25 protein-coding genes and 1 pseudogene are annotated in these 26274 nt (G+C 72.0%); 18 read left to right on the top strand and 8 right to left on the bottom strand.

The genetic code is table 11. The features are described 5' to 3' along the window. Positions 1–108: 108 nt before the first annotated feature. The 3 genes and pseudogenes from ACFV9O_RS19355 to ACFV9O_RS19345 all read right to left on the bottom strand — a co-directional run. Positions 109–165: pseudogene (locus ACFV9O_RS19355) on the bottom strand (hypothetical protein); the annotation flags it as partial. Between the two features lie 80 nt (positions 166–245). Then, the gene (locus ACFV9O_RS19350; protein WP_351228275.1) at positions 246–527 is read right to left on the bottom strand and encodes an Lrp/AsnC ligand binding domain-containing protein; all 282 of its coding nucleotides are present in this window, start codon (positions 525–527) and stop codon (positions 246–248) included. Continuing rightward, positions 524–1267 carry a rhomboid family intramembrane serine protease gene (locus ACFV9O_RS19345; RefSeq protein WP_385419356.1) on the bottom strand — a complete coding sequence of 248 codons (744 nt, stop codon included), beginning with the start codon at positions 1265–1267 and terminating at the stop codon, positions 524–526. The genes ACFV9O_RS19350 and ACFV9O_RS19345 overlap by 4 nt, the downstream gene beginning before the upstream one ends. 114 nt (positions 1268–1381) lie before the next feature. On the opposite strand from ACFV9O_RS19345, the gene ACFV9O_RS19340 reads away from it, so the two are divergent. The 5 genes from ACFV9O_RS19340 to ACFV9O_RS19320 all read left to right on the top strand — a co-directional run bounded on the left by ACFV9O_RS19340 (position 1382) and on the right by ACFV9O_RS19320 (position 6904). After that, positions 1382–1624: a hypothetical protein gene (locus ACFV9O_RS19340; protein ID WP_351228480.1), complete on the top strand. Its 243-nt coding sequence runs from the start codon at positions 1382–1384 to the stop codon at positions 1622–1624. Positions 1625–1667: 43 nt separating this feature from the next. After that, positions 1668–3029, top strand: coding sequence for an NYN domain-containing protein (locus ACFV9O_RS19335; protein ID WP_385419353.1), 1362 nt, complete (start codon positions 1668–1670; stop codon positions 3027–3029). Between the two features lie 338 nt (positions 3030–3367). Further along, on the top strand, positions 3368–4396 hold the full coding sequence (locus tag ACFV9O_RS19330) for an NlpC/P60 family protein (protein WP_385419350.1): 1029 nt from the start codon (positions 3368–3370) through the stop codon (positions 4394–4396). A gap of 186 nt (positions 4397–4582) precedes the next feature. Further along, positions 4583–5644 (top strand): NlpC/P60 family protein, encoded by a 1062-nt coding sequence (locus ACFV9O_RS19325; protein ID WP_385419347.1) that lies wholly within the window; start codon positions 4583–4585, stop codon positions 5642–5644. A gap of 114 nt (positions 5645–5758) precedes the next feature. Beyond that, positions 5759–6904 carry a hypothetical protein gene (locus ACFV9O_RS19320; RefSeq protein ID WP_385419346.1) on the top strand — a complete coding sequence of 382 codons (1146 nt, stop codon included), beginning with the start codon at positions 5759–5761 and terminating at the stop codon, positions 6902–6904. 88 nt (positions 6905–6992) lie between these two features. Here the strand turns inward: ACFV9O_RS19320 and ACFV9O_RS19315 are convergent, their stop codons facing one another. Continuing rightward, positions 6993–7523 carry a PadR family transcriptional regulator gene (locus ACFV9O_RS19315; protein WP_385419343.1) on the bottom strand — a complete coding sequence of 177 codons (531 nt, stop codon included), beginning with the start codon at positions 7521–7523 and terminating at the stop codon, positions 6993–6995. Positions 7524–7616: 93 nt separating this feature from the next. On the opposite strand from ACFV9O_RS19315, the gene ACFV9O_RS19310 reads away from it, so the two are divergent. Further along, positions 7617–8954 carry an MATE family efflux transporter gene (locus ACFV9O_RS19310; RefSeq protein WP_385419341.1) on the top strand — a complete coding sequence of 446 codons (1338 nt, stop codon included), beginning with the start codon at positions 7617–7619 and terminating at the stop codon, positions 8952–8954. Here the strand turns inward: ACFV9O_RS19310 and ACFV9O_RS19305 are convergent. After that, positions 8918–10162 (bottom strand): glycosyltransferase 87 family protein, encoded by a 1245-nt coding sequence (locus tag ACFV9O_RS19305; protein ID WP_385419338.1) that lies wholly within the window; start codon positions 10160–10162, stop codon positions 8918–8920. The genes ACFV9O_RS19310 and ACFV9O_RS19305 overlap by 37 nt on opposite strands. Positions 10163–10264: 102 nt before the next feature. Here ACFV9O_RS19305 and ACFV9O_RS19300 point away from each other — a divergent pair, with 102 nt between their 5' ends. Both ACFV9O_RS19300 and ACFV9O_RS19295 read left to right on the top strand, forming a co-directional pair. Next, positions 10265–11407, top strand: coding sequence for a glycosyltransferase family 4 protein (locus ACFV9O_RS19300; RefSeq protein WP_385419335.1), 1143 nt, complete (start codon positions 10265–10267; stop codon positions 11405–11407). Between the two features lie 203 nt (positions 11408–11610). Continuing rightward, positions 11611–13245, top strand: a complete 1635-nt coding sequence (locus ACFV9O_RS19295; protein ID WP_385419332.1) for a GMC oxidoreductase — start codon at positions 11611–11613, stop codon at positions 13243–13245. Here the strand turns inward: ACFV9O_RS19295 and ACFV9O_RS19290 are convergent. Next, positions 13233–15029, bottom strand: coding sequence for an AMP-dependent synthetase/ligase (locus tag ACFV9O_RS19290; protein ID WP_385419330.1), 1797 nt, complete (start codon positions 15027–15029; stop codon positions 13233–13235). The two genes, ACFV9O_RS19295 and ACFV9O_RS19290, sit on opposite strands and share 13 nt — an antisense overlap. 237 nt (positions 15030–15266) lie before the next feature. Between ACFV9O_RS19290 and ACFV9O_RS19285 the strand changes: the two genes are divergently transcribed. The 6 genes from ACFV9O_RS19285 (at position 15267) to ACFV9O_RS19260 (ending at position 20414) form a co-directional block, all read left to right on the top strand. Next, complete coding sequence (locus ACFV9O_RS19285) at positions 15267–16028, top strand: metallophosphoesterase (RefSeq protein ID WP_385419328.1); 762 nt, start codon at positions 15267–15269, stop codon at positions 16026–16028. A gap of 63 nt (positions 16029–16091) precedes the next feature. Then, complete coding sequence (locus ACFV9O_RS19280; protein WP_385419325.1) at positions 16092–16547, top strand: SRPBCC family protein; 456 nt, start codon at positions 16092–16094, stop codon at positions 16545–16547. Positions 16548–16588: 41 nt separating this feature from the next. Then, entirely contained in the window at positions 16589–17767 is a 1179-nt protein-coding gene (locus tag ACFV9O_RS19275; protein ID WP_385419450.1) for an ArsA family ATPase, read from the top strand. Positions 17768–17828: 61 nt separating this feature from the next. Beyond that, positions 17829–18263 carry a DUF5304 domain-containing protein gene (locus ACFV9O_RS19270; RefSeq protein WP_385419322.1) on the top strand — a complete coding sequence of 145 codons (435 nt, stop codon included), beginning with the start codon at positions 17829–17831 and terminating at the stop codon, positions 18261–18263. A 61-nt stretch (positions 18264–18324) separates the two neighbouring features. Further along, a complete protein-coding gene (locus ACFV9O_RS19265; protein ID WP_385419320.1) occupies positions 18325–19266 on the top strand; it encodes an ROK family glucokinase in 942 nt (313 codons plus the stop codon). 374 nt (positions 19267–19640) lie between these two features. Further along, positions 19641–20414: an endonuclease/exonuclease/phosphatase family protein gene (locus ACFV9O_RS19260; protein WP_385419317.1), complete on the top strand. Its 774-nt coding sequence runs from the start codon at positions 19641–19643 to the stop codon at positions 20412–20414. Here ACFV9O_RS19260 and ACFV9O_RS19255 read toward each other — a convergent pair. Together ACFV9O_RS19255 and ACFV9O_RS19250 are read right to left on the bottom strand one after the other, a co-directional pair. Further along, positions 20411–21064 (bottom strand): hypothetical protein, encoded by a 654-nt coding sequence (locus ACFV9O_RS19255; RefSeq protein WP_385419315.1) that lies wholly within the window; start codon positions 21062–21064, stop codon positions 20411–20413. The two genes, ACFV9O_RS19260 and ACFV9O_RS19255, sit on opposite strands and share 4 nt — an antisense overlap. Then, entirely contained in the window at positions 21057–21836 is a 780-nt protein-coding gene (locus ACFV9O_RS19250) for an alpha/beta hydrolase (protein WP_385419312.1), read from the bottom strand. Before ACFV9O_RS19250 ends, ACFV9O_RS19255 begins: the two co-directional genes overlap by 8 nt. 197 nt (positions 21837–22033) lie before the next feature. Here ACFV9O_RS19250 and ACFV9O_RS19245 point away from each other — a divergent pair, with 197 nt between their 5' ends. The 4 genes from ACFV9O_RS19245 (at position 22034) to ACFV9O_RS19230 (ending at position 25935) form a co-directional block, all read left to right on the top strand. Further along, positions 22034–22801: a lysophospholipid acyltransferase family protein gene (locus tag ACFV9O_RS19245; RefSeq protein ID WP_385419310.1), complete on the top strand. Its 768-nt coding sequence runs from the start codon at positions 22034–22036 to the stop codon at positions 22799–22801. Positions 22802–22879: 78 nt separating this feature from the next. After that, positions 22880–24097: a MacS family sensor histidine kinase gene (gene macS / locus ACFV9O_RS19240; protein WP_385419307.1), complete on the top strand. Its 1218-nt coding sequence runs from the start codon at positions 22880–22882 to the stop codon at positions 24095–24097. Beyond that, positions 24098–24769 (top strand): response regulator, encoded by a 672-nt coding sequence (locus tag ACFV9O_RS19235; RefSeq protein WP_385419304.1) that lies wholly within the window; start codon positions 24098–24100, stop codon positions 24767–24769. A gap of 137 nt (positions 24770–24906) precedes the next feature. Continuing rightward, positions 24907–25935 carry a 6-phosphofructokinase gene (locus ACFV9O_RS19230; protein WP_385419302.1) on the top strand — a complete coding sequence of 343 codons (1029 nt, stop codon included), beginning with the start codon at positions 24907–24909 and terminating at the stop codon, positions 25933–25935. Positions 25936–26274: the final 339 nt, after the last annotated feature.

Below are 26274 nucleotides of genomic sequence, written 5' to 3'. Positions count from 1 at the left end.
GCGAGCGCTCGGCCGCGCCGGCGAGGAATTCGCCTGCGCGGCCGAGCACTTCGCGCAGCGGGACGGGGCGGGGACGATCCAGGTGTACGCGTCCACGCCGACGGCACGCACTGTGCCCGCGAGCGCCGGCACCGGCCGCCCCGAACGCTGTGCGCGGTGGGCCACTTCGGCCGGGATCTTCCCGTGCGGGATCTGCCCGTCCAGGGTGCCTCAGAGGCCGGACGGGCCGGAAGGCGCCGCCGGCCCTACGCGTCGAGGCCGATCGCGAACGCCGCCTCCAGGTCGTGCTGCGAGTACGTACGGAACGCCACGTGCGTGTCCGTCGCCTCGACGCCCGGGATCTTGCTGATGCGGCCGGGGATGATGTCCGCCAGGTCCTCGTGCCGGGTGACCCGCACCATCGCGATCAGGTCGTACGTACCGGTGACGGAGTAGACCTCGCTGACGTTCTCCACCGACTTGATCGACTCGGCGATCTCGGGGATGCGGTCCACGCTGGTCTTGATGAGCACGATCGCGGTGATCACGGCTTGCTGTCTCCCTCGGTGGCCCTGGCTCGGGCTTCAAGCCTACTGCCGGGGGTTCGGGGGTCGTCCCCCGAGCGACGCAGCGTCCCCTGCCGGAAGCGCCCCCACGCGTAGAGGAAGCCGATCCCGAAGCCCACCAGATGTGCCAGATAGGCCACCCCCGGCCCCGACGACGTGCTCTGCGCCTCCGCGAGCCACTGCAGGGCGAACCAGAAGACCAGCACGATCCACGCGGGGAACCGCAGCGGCAGGAAGAACAGGAAGGGGAAGAGGCTCGTCACCCGCGCCCTCGGGAAGAGGCACAGGAACGCGCCCAGCACCCCCGAGATCGCCCCCGAAGCTCCCACCAGCGTATGCGTGGACTCCGCGTTCGCCGCGGCGTAGGCGAGGAGTGCCAGATACCCGCAACCGACGTAGAAGAGCGCGAACTGGACGTGGCCCATGCGCTCCTCGGCCATGGCGCCGAAGACGAAGAGGAAGAGCATGTTGCCCAGCAGGTGCAGCCAGCTGCCGTGCACGAACAGCGCGGTCAGCGGGGTGAGGAGGGCCCGTGGGGAGCTGCGCATCAGCTCGCTCGGGATGACGCCCCACCGTTCGAAGTAGGACATCGTCGCGGCGAGCAGCGTGTCCCCGGTGCCGTATGCCGGGTTGAGCCCGGAAGCCGGACCGATGAGGAACAGCAGACAGCACAGACCGATCACTCCGTAGGTCACCACGGGTCCCGTCCGCCAGTCGATCATGCCCAGAGCATGGCGTACCGGGACCGAAGGGGACGGACCGCCTCGCCGTGTTCCGGCGTACGCCGGAGGTCGTAGGGTTACGGGCAGTAGGCACGACGAGACGAGGACGGCATGATGACGACGGTTCCCACACCGACCGCCACCACCCGGTGGCGGTGCACGCTCTGTGGCAATCTCACCCGCTTCGATGTGACCCGCTCGTCCAAGGTCGTCGAGTACGTCCATCTGGACCTGGCAGGAGAGCCCACGGTGGAGGAGCGCGAGGTGGTCAGTGAGACCATCGAGTCGGTCCGCTGCCGCTGGTGCAACGCGGTGGATCAGATCGAACTGGTGGACAGGCCGGGTACCGGTTCCTGACGGGAGCCGTGGGGTACGGCGGAGACAGTAGGGGTGACGGATTGTGGAGCAGCCTGACAGCGGCGCAGGACCGGCCGGTGCGGCCGGTGGCGCCGCCGAGGCGCTCGACCGCCCGCTGCCCGAAGGCGTACGGCGACGGGTCGTCGCCCTGGTGTCGGAGGCGTTCGGCGGGCTGACCGTCAGCGACCTTCCCGCCCAGTTGCGACAGTACGCCCGGTTCACCCCTTCCAGGCGGGCGAAGTTCGCGGGCAACGCCATGGCCGCGGCCCTGGAGTCCGACCCGGTGTTCCGGCAGCGCATCGGCGAGCGGCTGCGCGAGTCGCAGCCGGAGCTGGCCGGGGCGCTGGAGTCCGGGGCGCCGCCCGCGGCCGCCGATCCCCTCGACGTGGCCGCGGCGGCCTATGTGCTGCGCCCGGCCGGCTGGGTGAAGCTGGTGGCCGCGGCGGGCGAGGAGGCCCAGCGCGCGGACGCCGAGCGCGTCGACGAGGAGACCCGGCGCGAGCTGGAGCGGCTCCGCGAGGAGGTCGACCGGCTCAGGGTGCAGACCAGGTCCGAGACCGAGCGGCTGCGCGCGGAACTGGACGCCGCCCGCAAGGAAGCCGAATCGCTTCAGCGCAAGCTGCGCAGCGCCCAGAGCGATGTGAAGCGCGGCGAGGCGGCGCTGCGTCGCACGACGGCCGAGAGCGAGGCGGCCAGGGCCGACGCGCAGGCCCAGCTGTCCGCGGCCGTGAGCGAGTCCCGGCGGCTGAAGGCCCGGCTCGGTGAGGCGGAGTCGGCGCTCGAGGCGAGCCGCAGGGCGGCCCGTGAGGGCCGCTCGATCGAGGACATGCGGGTACGCCTGCTGCTGGACACCGTGCTCGACGCGGCCCAGGGTCTGCGCCGCGAACTGGCCCTGCCGCCCGCGCTGCTGCACCCCGCCGACACCGTCGACGCGGTCGAGCCGGGCCGTATGACTCCCAAGGACATCGCGGCGCGGGCGCTCTCGGAGACCGACCCGGCGCTGCTCGACCAGTTGCTCGCCCTGCCGCAGGTGCATCTCGTGGTGGACGGCTACAACGTCACCAAGACCGGCTATCCGACGATGCCGCTGGAGAAGCAGCGGCTGCGGCTGCTCGGTGGTCTGGCGATGCTCGCCGCGCAGTCGGGCGCCGAGATCACCTGCGTCTTCGACGGCGCGGAGCTGGCCGCGCCCGTGCTGCTCGCGCCTCCGCGCGGGGTGCGGGTGCTGTTCTCCAAGCCGGGTGTGACCGCGGACGAGCTCATCCGTCAGCTCGTACGCGCCGAGCCGCCCGGCCGGCCCGTCGTCGTGGTCTCCACCGACCGCGAGGTCGCCGACGGCGTCGCGAAGGCGGGCGCCAGGCCCGTCGCCTCCGCCATGCTGCTCAAGCGCCTTTCGCGCGTTTAGTACCTATTGGCATGACTGGCCTGTCTCATAACTCCTGGGCCTAATGTCCGATTTAACGGAACGTACGGTCAAGTGGCCATCACTACGCGTGTGGTGTCTGTAAAGAATGCGCTTCGTGCGACAGTTTTTTCTCATGAGGATTTGAACTGATCACAAGAAGGTCACTAGGGTCAGGCCTCGAACCTTCGCGCGGTTGATCGTCCATCCGGGATGACAGCGAAGGAACCGCCGAATTCGCCCAGTTCAGCCCAATTTCGCGGGGGAGCTGAGAGGTGCGGAGCCGGGGCATCGACCCCCATTGCCCGGTAGGCGGCTCGAGGAAGAAGGAGCTCGCCTTCGTGGCGTCCCACCGTCGTCCCAAGCAGCCGAGCCGCACCCGTGTGACCGTGCTCACCGCGACCGCAGCCGCGGCCGTCGCCCTTTCCGCCCAGGCCGCCCAGGCCGCCCCGGCCAAGCCCAGCAAGGACGAGGTCAAGGCGAAGGTCGACGCGCTCTACCACGAGGCGGAGAAGGCCACCGAGGAGTACAACGGGGCCAAGGAGCAGCAGACCGAGCTGCAGAAGCAGGTCGACGCGATCCAGGACAAGGTCGCCCGCGGCCAGGACGAGGTCAACGCCCTGCGCGACAGCCTGGGTTCGGTGGCCAGCGCCCAGTACCGCTCCGGCGGGATCGACCCCTCCCTCCAGCTCTTCCTCTCCTCCGACCCGGACACCTACCTCGACAAGGCGTCCGCGATCGACCAGCTCAGCGCCAAGCAGACCGACGCCCTCCAGGACATCCAGGCGAAGCAGCGCACCCTCGCGCAGCAGCGTGCCGAGGCGGCGAAGAAGCTCGCCGACCTCGACGACGTGCGCAAGACGCTCGGCGAGAAGAAGAAGGCCTTCCAGGGCAAGCTGGCCGAGGCGCAGAAGCTCCTCAACACCCTGACCGCCGAAGAGCGCGCGAAGATGCAGGAGGAGGAGCTCCGCGCCAGCCGTGCCGCCGGCGACCGCGTGAACCTCGGCAACGAGGTGCCGGCCTCCCAGCGCGGCGCCGCGGCCCTCAGCGCCGCCAAGACGCAGATAGGCAAGCCGTACGTCTCCGGCGCCGAGGGCCCCAACTCGTACGACTGCTCCGGTCTGACGCAGTGGGCGTACCGCCAGGCGGGCGTGAGCATCTCGCGCACCACCTACACCCAGCAGAACGACGGCGTGAAGATCGGCCGCAGCCAGCTCAAGCCGGGCGACCTGGTCTTCTTCAACAGCCTGTCCCACGTCGGCCTGTACGCCGGCAACAACCAGATCCTGCACGCGCCGAAGCCGGGTGCGTCGGTCCGGTACGAGTCGATGGACTGGATGGGCACCTTCCAGTTCGGTGTCCGGATCTGACGCCCAATCGGGCGAATTACGGCACCATCCACTGACGGTACGCCCCGCCGGTGACCTTGAGGTCTCCGGCGGGGCGTCAGTGTTCGTGCCCCGTACGGCTTTTGGCCGCCCCGTGGTCACACAGCTACTCTCTGCCGCGCAATGGCTGACAGGCCGTTGTGTCCAGCGGAAGGGAGTACGTCTCCTGTGGCGTCCCATCGCCGATCCACCCCGTCGTCCGGGTTCTCCGGCCTCTCCGGATTCTCCGGTTTCCACCGCGGTGCCCGGGCCACCCTCCTGTCGGCCGCGGCGGCCACCACGGCCGCCGCGCTCGGAACGGCACCGGCCGGAGCCGAACCGCGTGACACCCCGGACACCGCACGGGCCAGGGTCGACCGGCTGTACGAAGAGGCCGAGAAGGCCACGGAGCAGTACAACAAGGCCGACGAGCGCGCGGACCGGCTGCGCGAGGAGGTGGCCGCGGCACGCGACAGCGCGGCACGCGGGCAGGAGGTCATCAACCGCAAGCGCGGGGCGCTCGGTTCGGTGGCAGGGGCCCAGTACCGCTCCGGCGGCATGGACCCCGCCCTGGCGCTGCTGCTCTCGGAGAACCCGGACACGTACCTCGAGAAGGCCGAGCTCCTCGACCGGCTCAGCGAGCGCCAGACCAACGACCTGCGCGACCTCCGGCGCGCCCGGCGCAGCCTCGCCCAGCAGCATGCGGAGGCCACCCGCAAGCTGGCCGAGCTGGAGCGCACCCGGTCCGCCGTCGCCCGGCACAAGCGGACCGTCGAGGGGAAGCTGGCCGCGGCGCAGCTCCTGCTGAACCTGCTCCCCGCCGAGGAGCGCGAGGCCTACACCCGGGCGTCCCGCTCCGGCCGCGACGCACTGCCGGACCTGGCCGGTGGCCTCGGCCCCGCGTCGTCGCGGGCCGCCGCCGCGGTCATGGCCGCGAAGGGCGTGGTCGGCAAGCCCTACATCTGGGGCGCCAACGGGCCGCACGGCTTCGACTGCTCCGGGCTCACCCAGTGGGCCTACGCGCAGGCGGGCGTCGGGCTGCCGCGCACCTCCCAGGCACAGCGGTACGCCGGCCGGCAGATGCCCCTCTCCGAGGCCAGACCGGGCGACCTCGTGACGTACCGCTCCGACGCCAGCCACGTCGGGATGTACGTCGGGAACGGGCAGGTCGTGCACGCGCCCTACCCCGGGGCCTCGGTGCGCTACGACCCCGTGGGGATGATGCCGATCGCTTCCGTGACCCGGCCCTGACCATGCGGCCGCACTGCTCGGCTCGCCTCGGGGGCGCCTTCCGCCCCTGTCGGATCGCATACGATCGGCAGGGTGGCTGGTCGGGGAAGAGTCCGGAAGACGGCCTGTGGTTTCGTGGCCGCGGGACTGTTCGTGCTGTCCGGCTGCGTCGCCGGACAGGCCTCGCCCGACACCACGCGCCAGGACATCCAGCGCACGCTCGACGCCAGGGCGGCGGCGGTGCTGGATCACGATGCCGAGGCGTTCGGGGCGGCCGGTCGTGAGGAGTTCGCCAACCTCGCGGACGTGCCGCTGCGGTCGTGGGAGTACCGGCTCACCGATGTGCGCCGCTCCGGCGACCGGGCCACCGCCGACGCCCAGCTGAGGTACCGGCTCGACGGCTACGACAGCGCGCCCGTGACCGCCGCCCGCACCCTGGAGCTGGCCGAGCGCGACGGCCGCTGGTACGTCACCGCCGACCGCCCGGGCCGCGGCGGCGCGCAGCAGTTGTGGCAGCAGGGCGACGTCGATGTCGTACGCGGCGAACGCAGCCTGGTCCTCGGCGTCGGCCAGGACCGCGCACGGCTGCGGCAGATCGCCTCCGACGCCGACCGTGCCGTGCCCGCGGTCGCGGCCGCCTGGCCGGGGGAGTGGGCGGACCGGGTGGTCGTGCTCGTGCCGGACTCGCTGGCCGCGATGGGCGGGCTGCTGGGCGCGCCGGCCGCGGGGTACCGGGGGATCGCGGCGGTCACCACGGGCGAGACCGGGCGGAACGGGGCGGCGCCGGCGGACCGGGTGATCGTGAACCCCGAAGCGTACGGAGAGCTGGGCGAGTTCGGCCGCAGGATCGTGCTCACCCATGAGACGACCCACGTCGCGACCCGCGCCCACACCTCGCAGGCGACCCCGATGTGGCTCTCCGAGGGCTACGCCGACTGGGTCGCCTACCGCGGCACCGGCCGCACCGCCGCCCAGGCCGCCCCCGAGCTCCGCCGAGCCGTCCGCGCGGGCGATGCGCCGCGCACGCTCCCGGCCGACGAGGACTTCCGCTTCGGCACGGGGGCGGATGCGCTCGGGCGCGCGTACGAGGGGGGCTGGCTGGCCTGCGAACTGATCGCGGACCGCTGGGGAGCCGGGGCCCTGTCGGACTTCTACCGCGCGGTGGGCGCGCAGCCGCGCCGCGAGGGCGCGCTGGAGCAGGCCCTGCGCGAGGTCCTGGACACGAACCCGGAGGCGTTCACGGCGGCTTGGCGGGACTACGTGCGGCTGCGGTTGGGGTGACGGGCCCCTGGGATGTGACCGGTACCGTCCGGTCGGCCCGCGTGTCCGTCCTCGAACGCCGGACGGGCTGAAAATCGGCCGCGCAGGGTCACTCGCGTCGCTCCAGCTCCGCGATCGTCTCCGTCAGCCACCGCTTCTCCTCCGTGCCCGTCGCGCGCGCGATCCGCAGCATGCCCTGCCGGAAGACGTCGCCCGCTTCCTCCGCCCGCACCGGCTCGCCGTCGCGGTAGAAGAAGCTCGCGGGGGTGTCCAGGAAGGCCTGGCGGCGGCGGAGGACCGCCGCCTGCTCCCGGCGGTCGGGGAGCAGGCGGAGGAAGGCGAGCAGGGTGAAGAAGCGCTGGCCGTCCGTGATTTCGGCCTCCTTGGGGCCGCGGAGGCGTTCCAGGAGATCCGCGCGGCCCGCGGCGGTGAGGGAGAGGATGCGGCGGGGGGCGGCGCCGGCGCCCGGTTCGGTGCGCTCCGTCAGCTTGCCCGCCTTCAGGAGACGGGTGATCGCGGGGTAGAGCGCGCCGTCGCTGACCGGGCGGACATGGCCGCTCAGGGCGCGGATCCGCTCCTTCAACTCGTAGCCGTGCAGCGGCTGTTCGGCCAGGAATCCGAGGATCGTCAGCTCCAGCACGGTCAGCTCCCCAGTGGTTGTCGAAGACCAGCGTCCATGATACCTCTATCCGCGGTACCTCGAATCGAGGTGCCACGGATGGAGGGGGCCGCCATGGGGCACATGAGGCATCGGCAACGGATCGTCGCGCTCGCGCACCCCGTCTATTTCGAACTGCTCGCCGGCGTCGCCGCAGGGATCATCAACATGGTCTGGGTCGCCCGCCTCGGAGGCGCGGCCGTCGCCGCCGTCGCCGTCGCGACCAACGTGGAGAACCTGCTTCTCGGCGTGATCCTCATGGCCGGCTCCGGCACCACCGTGCTCGTCGCCCGCGCCCGTGGCGCCGATGACCCGGGGGCCGTGCGGGCCGCTGTGCGTGGCGGATGGGCGCTCTGCGCGCTGGTCGTGCCGCCCGTCGCGATCGGCGGGTACGTCCTGCGCGAGCCCCTCGCCCGGCTGGTGCTCGACGGCGACGGCACCCCCGCCGCCCTCGCCGCCGGCTACTTCGCGATCTCCCTCCCCGGCATGGCCGTCTATTTCGCGACGAACCTCCTCGACGGCGTCCTCAAGGGCGCGGGCGACACCCGCACCCCCATGCGGCTGGCCTTCCTCGCCAACGGGCTGATCCTGTTCCTCGACCCGCTGCTCATCGACCGGTACGGCGTCCGCGGCGCCGCCCTGGCCACCGTCATCGGCCGCTCCGCCGCCCTCGCCGCGGGGCTCGTCGCCCTGCGCCGCGACCCGATCCTGCGCGCGGCACGCGGAGCGCCCGCCTCCCGGCCGCTGCCCGCCGCCCTGCGCGACACCGCCCGCACCGGACTGCCCATGTCCGCCGACTTCGTCGTCCGCATGCTGGGCGCGCTCGCCCTCGTCGCGGTCGTCGCCCGGCTCGGCGTCACCGCCGTCGCGGCGTACGGCATCGCCACCAAGGCCATGTACGTGGCGACGATGGCCTTCTACGCCGTACGCCAGGCGGCAGCCATCCACACCGCCCACCTGCTCGGCGCGGGCCTGGACGAGCGGCGGGCCGTCGGACGCCACGCCGTCCTCGTCTCCGGGGCCGTGGGGGCCGGCGCCGCCGTGCTCCTGCTCGGCACCGCCCCCTGGATCATGCGGGCGTTCGGCGCGGGCCCCGGGGTGGCCGACGCCGGAGCGCTGTTCCTCCGCTGCCTCGGCCCGTATCTCGTCCTGCTCGCCTGCTTCATCGCGCTCGGCGGGGTCTTCGAGGGCAGCGGCGGCAGCCCCCAGGTAGCACGCATCACCGTCGCCGGATCCCTCCTCCAGCTCCCCCTCGCGTACGGGCTCTCCGCCCTCGGACTGCCCGGCGTCTGCCTCGCGATGGGCCTGGCCATGGCGGTGCAGTGCGCGGCGCTGGCCCTGCTGTTCCGGCGGACCGTACCCGCCCGGCGGCATGCTCAGGACCCGAGCAGCTCCTTGTCGTGGGCCGGCTGAGCCGACGGGGCGCGCCCCGCCCGGCGCCCGCGCCCCGGCACCGTACTCGTCCACAGCCGCCGGCCGGCCAGCAGCGTCGCCGCGACGAGCAGCCCGTTGCGCACGAAGAGCAGCGTGGTGCCGAGCGGATCGCTCGCCACCACGTGCGCGAAATAGATGGGGAACTCGAGGTAGGTGACCCCGGTGGCGACCACCACGAGACACGCGGGCAGCGTCATCCGGCTCGACCGGAACGCGAGACACACGGCGGCCAGACCGACCAGCCAGATCATGTACTGCGGGCTGATCACCCGGCTCGTGGTGGTGAAGAGCAGCACGGCCGTGAACGCCGCGTCCGCGGGCGTGCTCGCCGTGAACTCCCGGGCCCGCAGCCGCCACACCAGCAGCCAGGCCAGCGCCGACACCGACAGCGCCAGCGCCAGCCTGCTGACCAGCGGCACGTACGGGCCGAGGAACTCGACCGAGCCGTAGTTCAGCAGCACCTGTCCGTCCCACCCGTGGTGCCGGGCCACATGGAAGACCAGCGCACCCAGGGACTCGATCTCGGTGCCCCGGTCCCGCTGGAAGGTGAGGAACGCCAGCGCCCCGGGCATCGCCGCGGCGAACACCACCAGCAGACCGGCGGCCGTCCCGGCAGCGGCCGCCCACGACGTGCGGGTGGCGTGGCCGCGCCGCACCCCGGCCAGCAGCAGCACCGGCCACACCTTCAGCATCGCCCCGAAGCCGGCCAGTGCCCCGGCGAGCCCCGGTCGGCGGGCGAGCGCGAACAGGGCGGCCACCGCGACGGCCGTCACCATCAGGTCGTAGCGGGCGTACGCGGTGGGGCCGAGCAGCGGCACCCCGGCGACCCAGACCCAGACCCCGCGCAGGGACTTGCCGGGCCGCATCCCCGCGTACAGGAGCAGCCCGAGCACCGCGGCGTCGCAGACCAGGGCGAGGACGAAGAAGGCCGTGACGTAGCCGAGGAAGGGCAGCAGAGCGGGGGAGAGGATCGCGAGCGCGGCGGCGGGCGGATACTGCCAGGTGACGTCGTCCTTCGGGTACGTGCCGGTCCTCAGCACCTCGTACCAGCCCTGGTAGATCCCGCTGACGTCGCTGGTCACATCGGGTCCGGCGACGTAGAGGACCTTCAGGACCCAGAGCAGCAGCACGATCCTCGTGAGAATCCACACCGCGACGGGGAGAGCGGAGCGGGCTGTGCCCTTCATGACCACCTCATGCCGATTCGTACCCTTTCAGAGCTGTCATGGTGCCCAGCACGACCGCACACCGGCGATGAGGCATGCCCGCCATTGGTACTGTCGGCGGCGATGGACAAGACCCTGATCGTGACCAACGACTTCCCGCCGCGGCCCGGCGGCATCCAGGCGTTCCTCCACAACATAGCGTTGCGCCTGGACCCCGAGCAGCTCGTGGTCTACGCCTCCACGTGGAAGCACGGCCGCGAGGGCGTCGAGGCGACGGCCGAGTTCGACGCCGATCAGCCCTTCACGGTCGTCAGGGACCGTACGACCATGCTGCTGCCGACGCCGCGGGTCACCCGGCGTGCGGTGGGCCTGCTGCGGGAGCACGGCTGCACGTCGGTGTGGTTCGGCGCCGCCGCGCCGCTAGGGCTGATGGCGCCGGCGCTGCGCAGGGCGGGGGCGCGGCGGCTCGTCGCCACGACGCACGGGCACGAGGCCGGGTGGGCGCAGCTGCCCGTGTCCCGGCAGCTGCTGCGCCGGATCGGCGAGGGCATGGACACGATCACGTATCTCGGTGAGTACACGCGCTCGCGGATCGCCGCGGCGCTGACGCCCGAGGCGGCGGCGCGGATGGTGCAGCTGCCGCCCGGCGTCGACGAGAAGGCCTTCCACCCGGACTCGGGCGGCGACGCCGTGCGCGAGCGGCTCGGGCTCGCCGACCGGCCCGTGGTCGTCTGCGTCTCGCGGCTCGTGCCCCGCAAGGGCCAGGACACGCTGATCCGCGCGATGCCGTCGATCCTGGAGAAGGTGCCGGACGCGGTGCTGCTGATCGTCGGCGGCGGCCCGTACGAGAACGACCTCCACAAGCTCGCGCGCGCGACGGGCGTGGCCTCGTCCGTGCGCTTCACGGGCGCCGTCCCCTGGGAGGAGTTGCCCGCGCACTACGGCGCCGGTGACGTCTTCGCCATGCCGTGCCGTACGCGGCGGGGCGGCCTCGACGTCGAAGGGCTGGGCATCGTCTACCTGGAGGCCTCGGCGACCGGCCTTCCGGTCGTCGCGGGCGACTCGGGCGGCGCGCCGGACGCCGTCCTCGACGGCGAGACGGGCTGGGTGGTCCGCGGCGACGCCCCCGAGGAGTCGGCGGACCGCATCGTGACCCTGCTCCAGGACCCTGAACTGCGCCGTCGCATGGGCGAGCGCGGCCGGGAGTGGGTCGAGGACAAGTGGCGCTGGGACCTCTTGGCCGACCGCCTGAAGACGCTGCTGTAGCGCGGGGAACCCACCCGGCCGGTCCGGCGCTTGAGGACGGACACGCGGGCCCGCTGGGCCGGTGCGGGCACCTGCCCAGCCCGTCCGGCGTTCGAGGACGGACACACCGGCCGCGCCTGGCGGAAACGGCACCCTTGCGCCCGCCCGAAAAAAGCTCTGCGCGGCACATAGGCGGAACCCCAAAATCCGCCCATGCTGCGCACATGACACGAAAACTGACGCGCCGTCACCTTCTTGGTCTCGGCGCCCTCCAGACCGCCGCCGCGCTCGGGCTGACCAGAATCGGCCCCGCCGCCGCCTCCACGGCCCGGGCGGCCGGCGCCGAGGCCACCGACCACACCCCCGCCCTCGTCATCGGTTCGGGCTACGGCGCCGCCGTCGCCGCACTCCGGCTCGGCGAGGCCGGCATCCCCACCCTCGTCCTCGAAATGGGCCGCCTCTGGGGCACCGACACCCCCGGCCCCGACGGCAAGGTCTTCTGTACCACCGGCGCCCCCGACCAGCGCTCCATGTGGTTCCGTACCCGCACCGAGGCCCCGCTCGCCCAGTTCCTGTGGCTCGACGTCGTCAACAAGGACATCGGCCCGTACCCCGGGGTCCTCGACCGCGTCCGCTTCGCCGACATGTCCGTGTACGTGGGCCGCGGCGTCGGCGGCGGATCGCTCGTCAACGGCGGCATGGCGGTCACCCCGCAGCCCGCGTACTTCTCCGAGGTGCTCCCGTCCGTCGACGCCACCGCCATGTACGGCACGTACTTCCCGCGCGCCCGCCAGATGCTGGGCGTCAACACCGTCGACCCCGCTTGGTTCGAGGCGACCGAGTGGTACCGCTTCACCCGGATCTCCCGTAAGCACGCGGCCAACACGGGCCTGAGGACGACTTTCGTACCCAGCGTGTACGACTTCGGGTACATGGAGCGCGAAGCGGCCGGACAGGTCGTCAGGTCCGCCCTCGCCGGCGAGGTCATCTACGGCAACAACCACGGCAAGCGCAGCCTCGACAAGACCTACCTCGCCGCCGCACTCGGCACCGGGAACGTCACCATCGAGACCCTGCACCGGGCCCGCGCCGTGCGCAGACAGCCCGACGGGACGTACGTCGTCACCGCCGACCGGATCGACCTGTCCGGCAAAGTCGTCGCCACCCGCGAAATCGGCTGCGACCGCCTCTTCCTCGGCGCGGGCAGCCTCGGCACCACCGAACTGCTGCTGCGCGCCCGGGAGACGGGGGCGCTGCCCGATCTCAGCGACCACGTCGGCACCGGCTGGGGCACCAACGGCAACGTCATGACGGCCCGCGCCAACCATGTGTGGGACACCGTCGGCGCGAACCAGGCGACCATGCCCGTCATGGGCATCGACGACCGGTCCAACACCGCTAACCCGGTCTTCGCGGAGATCGCCCCGCTGCCGATGGGCTTCGAGCACTGGATCAGCCTCTACCTGGCGATCACGAGAAACCCCGAGCGCGGCACCTTCTCGTACGACGCCGCCACCGACTCCGCGCGGCTCAACTGGACGCGGGCACAGAGCCAGGTCTCGGTCGACGCGGCGAAGAAGCTCTTCGACCGCATCAACCTGAAGAACGCCACGATCTACCGGTACGACCTCTTCGGCGGCAACAAGACCTTCGCCGACGACTTCACGTACCACCCGCTCGGCGGCTGTGTGCTGGGCCGGGCCACCGACGACTACGGCCGCGTCAGAGGCGCGCCCGGCGTGTACGTCACCGACGGAGCCCTCGTTCCGGGCTCCATCGGCGTCAATCCGTTCGTCACCATCACCGCGCTCGCCGAGCGCAACATCGAGCGAGTCCTGGCCGAGGACTACGCCCGGTAGATCGCCTCGATCTCGTCGGCGAAGTCCTTCGCCACCACATTCCGCTTCAGCTTCAGCGACGGCGTGATGTGGCCGGCCTCCTCCGTGAACTGGGAGGTGAGGATGCGGAATTTCCGCACCGATTCCGCCTTGGAAACCGCGGCATTGCCCTCGTCCACCGCCCGCTGGACCTCCGCCAGCAGGTCCGCGTCCTCGCGCAGCGACGCCGCCGTCGAACCGGCCGGCTTGCCGTGGTCGGCGGCCCAGCGGGCCAGGAACTCCTCGTCGATCGTGACCAGCGCGCCCACGAACGGCCGCCCGTCACCCACGACCATGCACTCGGCGACCAGCGCATGCGCCCGGATCCGGTCCTCGATGACCGCGGGCGCGACGTTCTTGCCGCCCGCCGTCACCAGGATCTCCTTCTTGCGGCCCGTGATCGCGAGGTAGCCGTCCTCGTCGAGGGTGCCGATGTCACCGGTGTGGAACCAGCCGTCGGCCAGCGCCTCGGCCGTCGCGGCCTCGTTGTTCCAGTAGCCCGTGAAGATGTGCTCGCCGTGCAGCAGCACCTCGCCGTCGTCGGCGATCCGTACCACCGAGCCGGGCAGCGGCTGACCGACCGTGCCGATCTTCTGCCGGTCCCACGGGTTGAACGCGGTGGCCGCGCAGGACTCCGTCAGGCCGTAGCCCTCCAGCACCGTGAAGCCGATGCCGCGGAAGAAGTGGCCGAGCCGCTCGCCCAGCGGCGCACCGCCGGACACCGCGAACTCACCGCGGCCGCCCAGCACCGCACGCAGCTTGCTGTAGACGAGCTTGTCGAAGACCTTGTGCTTGAGCTTCAGCCCGAGCGGCGCGCCCTCCGGGGTGCCGATGGCGCGGCTGTACGCGATCGCCGTGCCGGCGGCCTTGTCGAAGATCTTGCCCTTGCCGTCCGCCTGGGCCTTCGCCCGCGCCGAGTTGTAGACCTTCTCGAAGACGCGCGGCACACCGAGGATCAGGGCGGGCCGGAAGGAGGCCAGCTCGTCGGTGAGGTTCTTGATGTCCGGCACGCAGCCGAGCTTGATCGGCGCCATCACGGACGCGATCTCGACCATGCGCCCGAAGACGTGCGCGGCCGGGAGGAAGAGCAGCACCGAACTCTCGCCGGTGCGGAACAGCGGCTTGAGACGCTCGACCAGGTTGCCGCACTCCGCGAAGAACGCGCGGTGCGTGAGCACACAGCCCTTGGGGCGGCCGGTCGTGCCCGAGGTGTAGACGATCGTCGCCGGGTCGTCGGCCTTGGCCACCGCGCTGCGCTCGTCGACCGTTCCGTCGGAGACCTCGGCACCGGCGGCGGTCAGCTGTTCGACCGCGCCCTTCTCGATCTGCCAGACCTGCTGGAGGGCAGGCAACTCCTCCCGTGCGGACGCGACGGCCGCGGCGTGCGCGTCCCCCTCGACGATCACGGCGACCGCGCCGGAGTCGCCGAGGATCCACTGCACCTGCTCGGCGGAGCTGGTCTCGTACACCGGCACGGTCACCGCGCCGGCGCTCCAGATCGCGAAGTCCAGCAGCACCCACTCGTAGCGGGTGCGGGACATCAGGCCGACCCGGTCACCGGGCTGCACGCCGGATGCGATCAGACCCTTGGCGGCGGCCCGCACCTCGGCCAGGAACTGGGTGGCGGTCACGTCCGTCCAGACGCCCGCGACCTTTCTGCCCATGACGGCCACGTCCGGATGCTGCGTGGCATTGCGGCGGATGAGATCCGTCAGATTGCCGTCCGTGGGGACCTCGTACAGGGCCGGAAGGCTGAACTCGCGCAAGACTGCTGCTCCTCATCGGGCGCCGGCGCCACGGCTCTGTGTGAACGCACCGGGGACTGCCCGGACGTTACCCATCAGTACATGGTTCCGGATAGGGGGTCCCGGCCAGATGTTCTCTGCGTCACACCTGTGTGGCGCTGCATCGCGCACCCTATTCCACCGGCCGGACGACGCGGAAGTAACCGCAGGTCCGGACCCCTCTACCCACCGCCCGCCGACGACCCTAGGGTGATCGACATGCGAGTTCATGTGGTCAGTGACGTGCACGGGAACACCAGGGATCTGGCCAGGGCGGGCGACGGCGCCGACGCCCTGATCTGCCTCGGTGACCTGGTGCTCTTCCTCGACTACGCCGACCACTCGCGAGGCATCTTCCCCGATCTCTTCGGCGTCGAGAACGCCGACCGCATCGTGGAACTGCGCACCGAGCGCCGCTACGAAGAGGCCCGCGCCTTCGGGCAGCGGCTGTGGGCGGGGCTGGACCGGGACGCCGCCATCCTCTCCGCCGTGCGCAAGCAGTACGCCGAGATGTTCGCCGCCTTCCCGACCCCGACATACGCCACCTACGGCAATGTCGACATCCCGTCCCTCTGGCCGGAGTACGCGCGCCCCGGCACCACCGTCCTCGACGGTGAGCGCATCGAGCTGGACGGACGCGTCTTCGGCTTCGTCGGCGGCGGACTGCGCACACCGATGCGCACGCCCTACGAGATCTCCGACGAGGAGTACGCCGCCAAGGTCGAGGCGCTCGGCGACGTCGACGTGCTGTGCTCGCACATCCCGCCCGACGTACCGGAACTGACGTACGACACCGTCCCCCGCCGCTTCGAGCGCGGCAGCCGGGCCCTGCTCGACGCCATCCGCCGGACCCGCCCGCGGTACGCCCTCTTCGGGCACGTCCACCAGCCCCTGGCCCGGCGCATGCGGATCGGTTCGACCGAGTGCGTGAACGTCGGGCACTTCGCGGCGACGGGCAGGCCGTGGGCCCTGGAATGGTGAGCGGTCCGGTCGCGATAGATTGCACCCCGCAAGCCTCCGAAGCGCAGAAGAGGAGCCACGGCGATGGCGGAACACACCAGCTCGAGCATCACCATCGACGCGGCGCCCGCCGACGTGATGGGGGTGATCTCCGACTTCGCGCGCTACCCGGAGTGGACGGGCGAGGTGCAGGAGACCGAGGTCCTGGAGAAGGACGACCAGGGGCGTGCGGTGCAGGTCCGGCTGGTGCTGGACGCCGGCGCGATCAAGGACGACCACACGCTCGCGTACACCTGGACCGGTGAGAACCAGGTCTCCTGGACGCTGGTGAAGTCGCAGATGCTGCGCGCCCTGGACGGCTCCTACACGCTGGCGCCGCTCGGCGGCGGCGAGCGCACCGAGGTCACGTACCAGCTGACCGTCGACGTCAAGATCCCCATGCTCGGGATGATCAAGCGCAAGGCGGAGAAGGTCATCATCGACCGCGCCCTCGCGGGTCTGAAGAAGCGCGTCGAGTCCGGCGCGGGACCGAAGGCCTGATCTCCTCCTTGGACCCCACCGGCGCCGCCCGCGCCCTTCCCCTGCGCACGATCCTCGTCACCGGGCCCGGCGGCTCGGGCCGTACGACGGTCGCGGCGGCGACCGCACTCGCCTCGGCCCGGCGGGGCAAGCGGACCCTGCTGCTCTCGGGCGAGGCCGACGGCGCGCTGGGCGCCGCGGCGGGCACCGAGCCCGGCGAGGTGACCGACCGCCTGTGGGTCGCGCGGACCGACTCCGGTGTGCACTTCCGCGCCGAACTCCTCGCCTTCCAGGAACGCAGCACCGCCGCCCTCGACCTGCTGGGCGCACACCGGCTGGAGGACGAGGAGCTGACCGAGCTGCCCGGCAGCGAGCAGTCCGCGCTGCTGCGCGCGCTGCGCGACGCCGCGGCCGGTGACTGGGACGTGCTCGTCGTCGACATGCCGCCCGTTCTCGACACCATCGCCCTGCTCGGCCTGCCCGAGCAGCTGCGCCGCTATCTGCGCCGCCTCCTGCCGCCCGAGCGGCAGGCCGCCCGCGCCCTGCGGCCCGTGCTGGCCCAGCTCGCGGGCGTACCGATGCCCGCGCAGTGGCTGTACGAGCTGACCGCGCGCTGGGAGCGGGAGCTCTCCGCCGTACAGGAGCTGTTCGAGAACCCGGACACGACGGTCCGTCTCGTTGCCGAGCCGGGACCCGCCGGCGAGGACGCGCTGCACACCGCCCGGCTCGGCCTCGCGCTGTACGGGGCGGCCGTCGACGCGCTCGTACCGAACCGGGTCCTGCCGACGGCATCGCCCGACCCCTGGCTCGCAGGGCTCCAGGCCCAGCAGGACAAGGTGCTCCGGCACTGGTCCGGCGAGTGGGGGCCGGTGTGCCCGGTCCGCGAGGTGCCGCACCTGGGGAGGGACCCGCGGGGGCTCGACGACCTGGCGCTGCTGGACCCGCATGTCGAGCCCGTGGAGCCGACGGAGTCCCGACGGGAGCCGTGGGGCACCCTTGAGGGACCGGCCGGCGACGACGGCGTCCTCACCTGGCGGCTGCCGCTGCCCGGGGCCGTCAAGGAGGAACTGGACCTGGTCCGCCGTGGTGACGAACTCCTCCTCACCGTGGGCCCGTTCCGGCGTATCGTTCCGCTCCCCTCCGTCCTGCGTCGCTGCACGGTCTCCGGTGCGGGGCTCCAGGAGGGCGTGCTGGGGATCCGGTTCACACCGGACCCCGCTCTGTGGCCGCGGAGACGCTGAACGGCAACGCCCCGTTCGGGTACCGTCGACAGTACGAAGTCACGTTCTCCAGGAGTACGCCATGAGCGATGCCACCGAGCGCCCCGCCGTCGATGCCGACGCCTGGGCCGATGCGTGTGCCGAGGACCTGGAGGCCGAGCGGGCCCGCCGCCGGGAGCGGTACGGGCCGCAGCCCGGCTCCGCGGCCGAGGAGCTGCGCAAGCTCATGGACGCGGTCGCAGACAAGATGTCCTCGCTGCAGAATCCCCTGCTCGGCATGGCCGCACAGGGCGCCGTGCAGCAGCTGATCAGTCAGGCCAAGGCGGTCGTCGAGCCGGTCGTCGAGCGCAACCCGCAGGTCTTCGACCATCTCGCGGCCGCGGGCAACGAGCTGCTGGCCGCGTACCGCTCGGCCGTCGAGGGCCAGGAACGGCGCTGGACCCGCGACGAGCCGGCGAGCCGTGAGGGACGCGACGGCCGCGACGACGGCCCGAGCGAGAAGATCGACCTGGACTGAGGCCGGGACTCCCTCGGGTACGGTTGGCCTTAGCGGGGCTCGACCGAAAACTGAGGGACACATGGGACTCACCATCGGCGTCGACATCGGCGGCACCAAGATCGCAGCCGGCGTGGTGGACGAAGCGGGCACCATTCTCGAGACACACACGGTGCCCACTCCGCCGACCGCCGAAGCCATCGTGGATGCGATCTGCGCGGCCGTCACCGGAGCCGGTAAGGGGCACGACATCGAGGCGGTCGGCATCGGCGCCGCCGGCTACGTCGACGAGAAGCGCTCCACCGTCCTCTTCGCGCCGAACATCGACTGGCGGCACGAACCGCTGAAGGACAAGGTCGAACAGCGCATCGGCCTCCCCGTCGTGGTGGAGAACGACGCGAACGCGGCGGCGTGGGGGGAGTACCGCTTCGGCGCGGGGCAGGGCCACGAGGACGTCATCTGCATCACGCTGGGCACCGGCCTGGGCGGCGGCATCATCATCGGCAACAAGCTGCGGCGCGGACGCTTCGGCGTGGCCGCCGAGTTCGGGCACATCCGGGTCGTCCCCGACGGTCTGCTGTGCGGCTGCGGCAGCCAGGGCTGCTGGGAGCAGTACGCGTCCGGCCGTGCCCTCGTCCGGTACGCACGCCAGCGCGCGATGGCGACCCCCGAGAACGCGGAGATCCTGCTCGGCCTCGGCGACGGTACCCCCGCGGGGATCGAGGGCAAGCACGTCAGCGCCGCGGCCCGGCAGGGTGACAAGGTCGCCGTCGACTCCTTCCGGGAGCTGGCCCGCTGGGCGGGCGCGGGGCTGGCCGACCTCGCGTCGCTGTTCGACCCGTCCGCGTTCATCGTCGGCGGTGGCGTCTCGGACGAGGGCGAGCTCGTCCTCGACCCCATCCGCAAATCCTTCCGCCGCTGGCTGATCGGCGCTCAGTGGCGCCCCCACGCCCAGGTCCTCGCCGCCCAGCTCGGTAACAAGGCGGGCCTCGTCGGCGCGGCGGACCTGGCACGGCAGGGCTGATGCCCTCCCTCACCTGAAGGCTGCAGCCGGGGCGGGCGGCACCTGCCCGGGCTGCGCCCTGCGCCCGGCCCGGGGCGGGCGCCCCCTGTCCTGGCGGGCCGGGGCGTCCGTGCGCAACCGGCGGACGGCTCGGTGTGCGGCCCGGCACTGGTGGGCGGGCCGGGGTGTCCGTGCGCAACGCCGTACGGCTCGGTGTGCGGCCCGGCACCGGTGGGCGGGTCCGGGTCCGACTTCAGTCGCCGCACGGGCTCGAATGAGCCCCGCTGGCGATTGAGGCCGGAAGTTCGGGGGTGGAGCCCCCGGAAACACAGGCGCACCGACGCGCGCGGGCGGCGGGCGGGGCAATGGGCCCGCGGCCCGTTATCTTGTGCCGCATGGCGACGCCCGCGACGCACCCGCTGCCCAACTCCCGCACCGAACCCGACGGTTCAGCCGTCATTCGCGTGCTCAGCTACAACATCCGCTCCATGCGCGACGACGAGGACGCCCTCGCCCGCGTCATCCGCGCCTGCCGCCCCGACCTCGTCTTCGTCCAGGAAGCCCCCCGCTTCTTCCGGTGGCGCAAGCACGCGGCGCGGCTCGCCGCACAGAGCGAGCTGGTCGTGCTCAGCGGGGGCGCGACCGCCGCGGGGCCGCTGCTGCTGTGCTCGCTGCGCGCGACCGTGGAGCGCACCGAGGACGTGCTGCTGCCGCTCACCCCCGGCCTGCACCGCCGCGGCTTCGCGACCGCCGTCGTACGGATCGGGGGCGCCAGGATCGGACTGCTCAGCTGTCATCTGAGCCTGCAGAGCGACGAGCGCTACGCGCAGGCCGGGATGCTCCTCGACCGTCTCGCGGCGATGGGTGTGCCGCACGCGATCGCCGCGGGCGACATCAACGAACGGCCCACGGGCCGTAGCTTCCGGCGCCTCGCGGCCGAACTGCAGGACTGCTGGGCGGTGGGCCCCTGGGGCGGCGAGTACACCTCGACGCCAAGCGAGCCGCACCAGCGCATCGACGCGATCTTCGCGACCGAGGGCGTCGAGGTCCTCGGCTGCGGCGTACCGCTGGACCTGCCGGGCATCAGGGAGGAAGACCTGAGGGCGGCCACGGACCATCTCCCGGTCCTCGCCGCCCTCAGAATTCCCGCCGCCCGATCAGGGTCCTAGACCACCGCGCCCCGGCCGGGATCGTCGTCGTCCTCGTCGTCGCCCTGTGACATACGGGCCACCAGCGTGGCGAATCCGCCGAGGAAGCCGCCGACGCCGAGCGTGGTGAGCCACCACGTCATGTCCCACTGCAGGAGCACGGCGAGCAGCAGCAGCACCGGACCGCCGATCACCGCGAGCCAGGCGAACTTCGCGGTCGTGTCGGCCTCCGGCAGCGGCGGCGGCTCCGGCGGTACGAAATGGCCCTCGTCGCGCTCGTCGAGGTCGTCGTCGCCCGCCTCGGCGACTTCGTAGTCCCGCGGACCGCCCCCGCCCCCGCCCACGCCGGGGCCGGCCCCGACGCCGGGAGCGAAGACGATCGAGCCGCCGAGCGGTCGCTGTGGCTCGGAGCCGTCGGACCGGTCATCGCCCGGGGCGGCGCCGTCGTCGTCGTCCTCGTCGTCGCCGGCCTTCGCCGCCCGGGACGCGTCGTCCTTCAGCGGCTTGTCCAGGCCGGCCAGGTCCTCGACCGACTTGAACGGCCTGGCGCCCGGCGGGTCGGCCGGCTCCTCGCCGTAGCCCGCGACGATGGCGGCCCAGGCGGCCTCCTCGTCGATCGGCTGTGGGTCCCGGTCCCTGTCGTCCCGGTCCGCGTCGTGCTGCTCAGCCACCGGTGGTGCTTCCCTTCTTCCCGACGCTCGGAGCGAGGCGGCCGATGAACGCGTAACTCTCCTCGAAAATCCGCTCCGCGTCGTGGTCCAACGTCGCCACGTGGTAGCTCTGTTCCAGCAGGATCTCCTGGACGTCCGTCGACGAGACCCGGCTGAGGATCCGGGCCGAGTCGGCGGGCGGCACGACATGGTCCTGCGGGCTGTGCAGCAGCAGGAGCGGCTGGGTCACCTGCGGCAGCTCGCCGTCGACGAGCCGGAAGAAGTTCCGCAGGGAGTTCGCGGCGTGCAGCGGCACCCGGTCGTAGCCGAGCTCGACGGCCCCTGGCTTCGCGATGTCGTTGGCGACCCCCTTCGTCGTACGGACGAAGTGGCGGGCCACCGGAAGGGCGTGCGCGGTGAGGCCGTGCACCTTGTTCCCCGGGTTGACCAGGACGATGCCCTGCACGGCGTCGCCGTGCTTGGCGGCGAGCCGCAGCGTGAGCGCGCCGCCCATGGAGAGCCCGAAGACGAAAATCTGGCTGCACCGCTCCTGCAGCGTCCGCAGCTCCCTGTCCACCTCCGCGTACCAGTCCTGCCAGCCGGTCAGCTGCATGTCCTGCCAGCGGGTGCCATGGCCGGGCAGCAGCGGCAGCGACACGGTCAGACCGCGCTCGGCCAGGTACTCCGCCCAGGGGCGCAGCGACTGCGGGGAACCGGTGAATCCATGACAGAGAAGGACGCCGACCTCGCCGCCCTCGTGGCGGTACGGCTCGGCTCCAGGCATGACCGGCACCGGGGTCTCCTGTTCGTGAGGATCGGAAGTACGGGAAGGAAGTGCTCGGAAGGTGCCTTCACCGTACGCGACCGGGCTGACACCGACCAGGGCCGACGATGCACCGGTACGGCACCGGGGGAGAGAGCGCAGACCCCGCGCGGGTTAAGGTCTTGTCGACGGACAGAGGGAAGGCACTCGAGTTGATCTACGGCGCTATGAAGTTCTCCATCGGAGGGTCACTGAAGCTCGCCTTCAGGCCCTGGGTGGAGGGCCTCGAGTACATTCCCGCCGAGGGGCCCGCGATACTAGCGAGCAACCACCTGTCGTTCTCCGACTCCTTCTTCCTGCCCGCGGTCCTGGACCGCAAGGTCACCTTCATCGCCAAGGCCGAGTACTTCACCTCGCCCGGGGTGAAGGGCAAGCTCACGGCCGCCTTCTTCAAGGGCGTGGGGCAGCTTCCGGTTGACCGCTCGGGCGCCCGCGGCGCGGGCGAGGCGGCCATCAAGAGCGGTATCGAGGTCATCGAGCGCGGTGAGCTGTTCGGCATCTACCCGGAGGGCACCCGGTCGCCCGACGGCCGGCTCTACCGCGGCAAGCCGGGCGGACTCGCGCGCGTGGCGCTCGCGACGGGCGCGCCCGTGATCCCGGTGGCGATGATCGACACCGAGAAGATCCAGCCGCCCGGCAAGGTCATCCCCAAGCTGATGCGCCCGGGGATCCGGATCGGCAAGCCGCTCGACTTCAGCCGCTACCGCGGCATGGAGCACGACCGCTTCATCCTGCGCTCGGTGACCGACGAGGTCATGTACGAGATCATGAAGCTCTCCGGCCAGGAGTACGTGGACATCTACGCGACGGCGGCCAAGCGCCAGATCGCCGACGCGGAGAAGGCGTCCAAGGAGGCCGCCAGGGAAGCGTCCATGGAGGCCGCCAAGCAAGCGGCCAAGGAAGCGGAGAAGAGCGCGGGCAGGAACGCGGAGTAGAACGCGGAGAACAACCGGAGCGGAACGGCGCCCAGTGGCGCCGGCCGTAGCCGTCCGGGGCGGGGACATGGGGGGAACATGGCGAAGCGCGAGCGTGTCGTGCGCATGTCGGTCGAGCTGCCGCTCTGGCGTGCGCTGACCGCCTACCGCGTACTGACGATGGGCTACGCGGTACTGCTCTTCGTCTTCGGGCGCGACAGGTTCGAGCGCCCCTGGGTGGCCGTCGGCTTCCTCGCCTTCCTGGCCGTCTGGACCCTGGCCACCCTCCCGAAAGTGGCCAACGCGGCCCGGTGCACCAAGCGCTTCCTCGTCGCCGACCTCACCATCGCGCTCGTGGGCATCCTCCTCACGCCCGTCGCCGACGCCCACGCCCAGCAGATCGACGGCACGACCCTTCCGTCGATATGGACCGCGGGCGCGGTCCTCGCGTACGCCATCAAGGGCGGCTGGCGCTGGGCGGGCTTCGCGTCGTCCCTGGTCGCCGTCGCCAACATCATCGAGCGCGGCGAGCCCAGCCGGGACACCTTCCACAACGTCCTGCTGGTCTGGGTCGCCTCCATCGGCATCGGTTACGTCGTCGAGGTCGCCCGCGCCTCCGAGCGCACCCTGGCCCGCGCCCTGGAGATCGAGGCGGCCACCCGGGAGCGGGAGCGGCTGGCCCGCGACATCCACGACGGCGTGCTGCAGGTGCTGGCGATGGTGCAGCGCCGCGGCACCGCGCTCGGCGGTGAGGCCGCGGAGCTGGGCAGGATGGCGGGCGAACAGGAGGTCGCCCTGCGCACCCTGGTCGCCGGCGGCCTCGCGCCGGCTTCGCGCGTCTCCGAGGACGAGACCCAGGGTGCGGTCGTACGACTCATCGACGAACCGGACGAGCCCGAGGAGCCGGACGACGCCGGCCCGTGCGATCTGCGCACGCTCCTCGCCCCGTACGCCGGATCGCGGGTCACCCTGTCCGAGCCGGGCGCCCCGGTGCCGCTGCCGCGGCCCGCGGCGAAGGAGCTCGCGGCCGCTGTCGGTGCCGCCCTGGACAATGTGCGCAGGCATGCCGGCGACGAGGCGCAGGCATGGATCCTGGTCGAGGACTGGCCGGACGAGGTGATCGTGACGGTGCGGGACGACGGGCCCGGTATCCCGGAGGGGCGGCTCGCCCAGGCCGAGGGGGAGGGGCGGCTCGGCGTCGCGCTCTCGATCCGCGGCCGGCTGCGGGACATCGGGGGCACGGCCGAGCTGATCTCGGTCCCCGGCCAGGGCACGGAAGTCGAGTTGAAGGTTCCACGGGGGAAGGCGGGCAGGTAGATGAGCGAGCAGCCGATCAAGGTGATGGTGGTCGACGACCATCCGATGTGGCGGGACGCCGTCGCACGCGATCTGGCCGAGTCCGGCTTCGACGTGGTCGCCACGGCGGGCGACGGCGAGCAGGCGGTGCGCCGCGCCCGGGCCGCCGCCCCGGACGTGCTCGTCCTCGACCTCAACCTGCCCGCCAAGCCCGGCGTCCAGGTGTGCAAGGAGCTCGTGGGGTCGAACCCCGCCCTGCGGGTCCTGGTGCTCTCCGCGAGCGGTGAGCACGCCGACGTACTGGAGGCGGTGAAGTCGGGTGCGACCGGCTATCTGCTGAAATCGGCCAGCACGGCGGAGCTCATCGACGCCGTGCGCAGGACCGCTGTCGGCGACCCGGTGTTCACCCCCGGCCTGGCGGGCCTGGTCCTCGGGGAGTACCGGCGGCTGGCCACCGACCCCGCGCCGTCCGCCGGACCCGACGAGCCGAAGGCGCCTCAGCTCACCGAGCGGGAGACGGAGGTGCTGCGGCTCGTCGCCAAGGGGCTCTCGTACAAGCAGATCGCCGAGCGTCTCGTCATCTCGCACCGCACCGTGCAGAACCACGTGCAGAACACGCTGGGCAAACTCCAGCTGCACAACCGCGTGGAGCTCGTGCGGTACGCGATAGAGCGTGGCCTCGACGACGCCTGACCACTCGTTGGAGTGAACCGCCGGGCGCCAACAGACGCCCGCCGTACCGGAATTCACCTTTCGTACCGTCCCGGAGTGACCTGGGTCACGACTAGCGTGGCTCCCATATGTCACCACCGACGGCGAAGGGAACTTCCATGCGGGTCGGAGTACTGACCGGGGGCGGCGACTGCCCCGGCCTCAACGCGGTCATCCGCGGCATCGTTCGCAAGGGTGTCCAGGAGTACGGATACGAGTTCACGGGCTTCCGGGACGGCTGGCGCGGCCCGCTCGAGGGCGACATCGTGCGCCTGGACATCCCCGCCGTGCGCGGCATCCTGCCGCGCGGCGGCACCATCCTCGGCTCCTCGCGCACCAACCCCCTCAAGCAGGAGGACGGTATCCGCCGCATCAAGGAGAACCTCGCCAAGCACGACGTGGAGGCGCTGATCGCGATCGGCGGCGAGGACACCCTCGGCGTCGCGGCCCGACTCGCCGACGAGTACGGCGTCAACTGCGTGGGCGTGCCGAAGACCATCGACAACGACCTGTCCGCCACGGACTACACCTTCGGCTTCGACACCGCCGTCGGCATCGCGACCGAGGCCATCGACCGGCTGCACACCACCGCCGAGTCGCACATGCGCGTCCTCGTCGTCGAGGTGATGGGCCGTCACGCCGGCTGGATCGCCCTGCACTCGGGGCTGGCCGGCGGGGCGAACGTCATCCTCATTCCGGAGCAGCGCTTCGACGTCGACCAGGTGTGCGCCTGGGTCACCTCGCGCTTCCGTGCCTCGTACGCGCCGATCGTCGTCGTCGCGGAGGGCGCGATGCCCAAGGACGGCGACATGGTGCTGAAGGACGGGACGCTCGACTCGTTCGGGCATGTGCGGCTGTCGGGCGTCGGCGAGTGGCTGGCCAAGGAGATCGAGCGGCGCACCGGCAAGGAGGCCAGGACGACGGTCCTGGGCCACGTCCAGCGCGGCGGCACCCCCAGCGCCTTCGACCGCTGGCTTGCGACGCGCTTCGGGCTCCACGCGATCGAGGCGGTGCGGGACGGCGACTACGGGAAGATGGTGGCGCTGCGGGGCACGGACATCGTCCGTGTGCCGATCGCCGAGGCGACGGCGAAGCTGAAGACGGTCGACCCGTCGCTGTACGAGGAGGTCGGCGTCTTCTTCGGCTGACGGCGGATGGGTGCCTGCGGGGCCCCACCCCGCCCCTTCCCGAACCGGGGGTGGAGCCCCAGCCCCCCGGCGGGGCTGCGGCCCCGGCCCTTTCCCGACACCCTGCGGGCGTGGGACCCACGGCGGGGCCGGGTTCCGGGGCTCCGCCTCAATCGCCGACGTGGCTCCTTCGGAGCCCGTCCGGTGTTGGGGGACGGGCTCCCCGGGCCTGCCCGCGGGTCCGGGACAGGTTCCGGCCTGTGCGGTGTTGGGGGACGGGCTCCCCGGGCCTGCCCGCGGGTCCGGGACAGGTTCCGGCCTGTGCGGTGTTGGGGGACGGGCTCCCCGGGCCTGCCCGCG

The organism is Streptomyces sp. NPDC059909 (assembly GCF_042730885.1).
Lineage (GTDB): Bacteria > Actinomycetota > Actinomycetes > Streptomycetales > Streptomycetaceae > Streptomyces.
This window is presented reverse-complemented; position numbering and strand designations above follow the sequence as displayed.

Excerpts from the sequence above, each read along its gene's own strand:
- ACFV9O_RS19345 (WP_385419356.1), bottom strand. The coding sequence starts at position 1,267 with ATGATCGACTGGCGGACGGGACCCGTGGTGACCTACGGAGTGATCGGT.
- ACFV9O_RS19340 (WP_351228480.1), top strand. The coding sequence starts at position 1,382 with ATGACGACGGTTCCCACACCGACCGCCACCACCCGGTGGCGGTGCACG.
- ACFV9O_RS19310 (WP_385419341.1), top strand. The coding sequence starts at position 7,617 with ATGGGGCACATGAGGCATCGGCAACGGATCGTCGCGCTCGCGCACCCC.
- ACFV9O_RS19305 (WP_385419338.1), bottom strand. The coding sequence starts at position 10,162 with ATGAAGGGCACAGCCCGCTCCGCTCTCCCCGTCGCGGTGTGGATTCTC.
- ACFV9O_RS19300 (WP_385419335.1), top strand. The coding sequence starts at position 10,265 with ATGGACAAGACCCTGATCGTGACCAACGACTTCCCGCCGCGGCCCGGC.
- ACFV9O_RS19295 (WP_385419332.1), top strand. The coding sequence starts at position 11,611 with ATGACACGAAAACTGACGCGCCGTCACCTTCTTGGTCTCGGCGCCCTC.
- ACFV9O_RS19285 (WP_385419328.1), top strand. The coding sequence starts at position 15,267 with ATGCGAGTTCATGTGGTCAGTGACGTGCACGGGAACACCAGGGATCTG.
- ACFV9O_RS19280 (WP_385419325.1), top strand. The coding sequence starts at position 16,092 with ATGGCGGAACACACCAGCTCGAGCATCACCATCGACGCGGCGCCCGCC.
- ACFV9O_RS19270 (WP_385419322.1), top strand. The coding sequence starts at position 17,829 with ATGAGCGATGCCACCGAGCGCCCCGCCGTCGATGCCGACGCCTGGGCC.
- ACFV9O_RS19265 (WP_385419320.1), top strand. The coding sequence starts at position 18,325 with ATGGGACTCACCATCGGCGTCGACATCGGCGGCACCAAGATCGCAGCC.
- ACFV9O_RS19260 (WP_385419317.1), top strand. The coding sequence starts at position 19,641 with ATGGCGACGCCCGCGACGCACCCGCTGCCCAACTCCCGCACCGAACCC.
- ACFV9O_RS19245 (WP_385419310.1), top strand. The coding sequence starts at position 22,034 with ATGAAGTTCTCCATCGGAGGGTCACTGAAGCTCGCCTTCAGGCCCTGG.
- macS (WP_385419307.1), top strand. The coding sequence starts at position 22,880 with ATGGCGAAGCGCGAGCGTGTCGTGCGCATGTCGGTCGAGCTGCCGCTC.
- ACFV9O_RS19235 (WP_385419304.1), top strand. The coding sequence starts at position 24,098 with ATGAGCGAGCAGCCGATCAAGGTGATGGTGGTCGACGACCATCCGATG.
- ACFV9O_RS19230 (WP_385419302.1), top strand. The coding sequence starts at position 24,907 with ATGCGGGTCGGAGTACTGACCGGGGGCGGCGACTGCCCCGGCCTCAAC.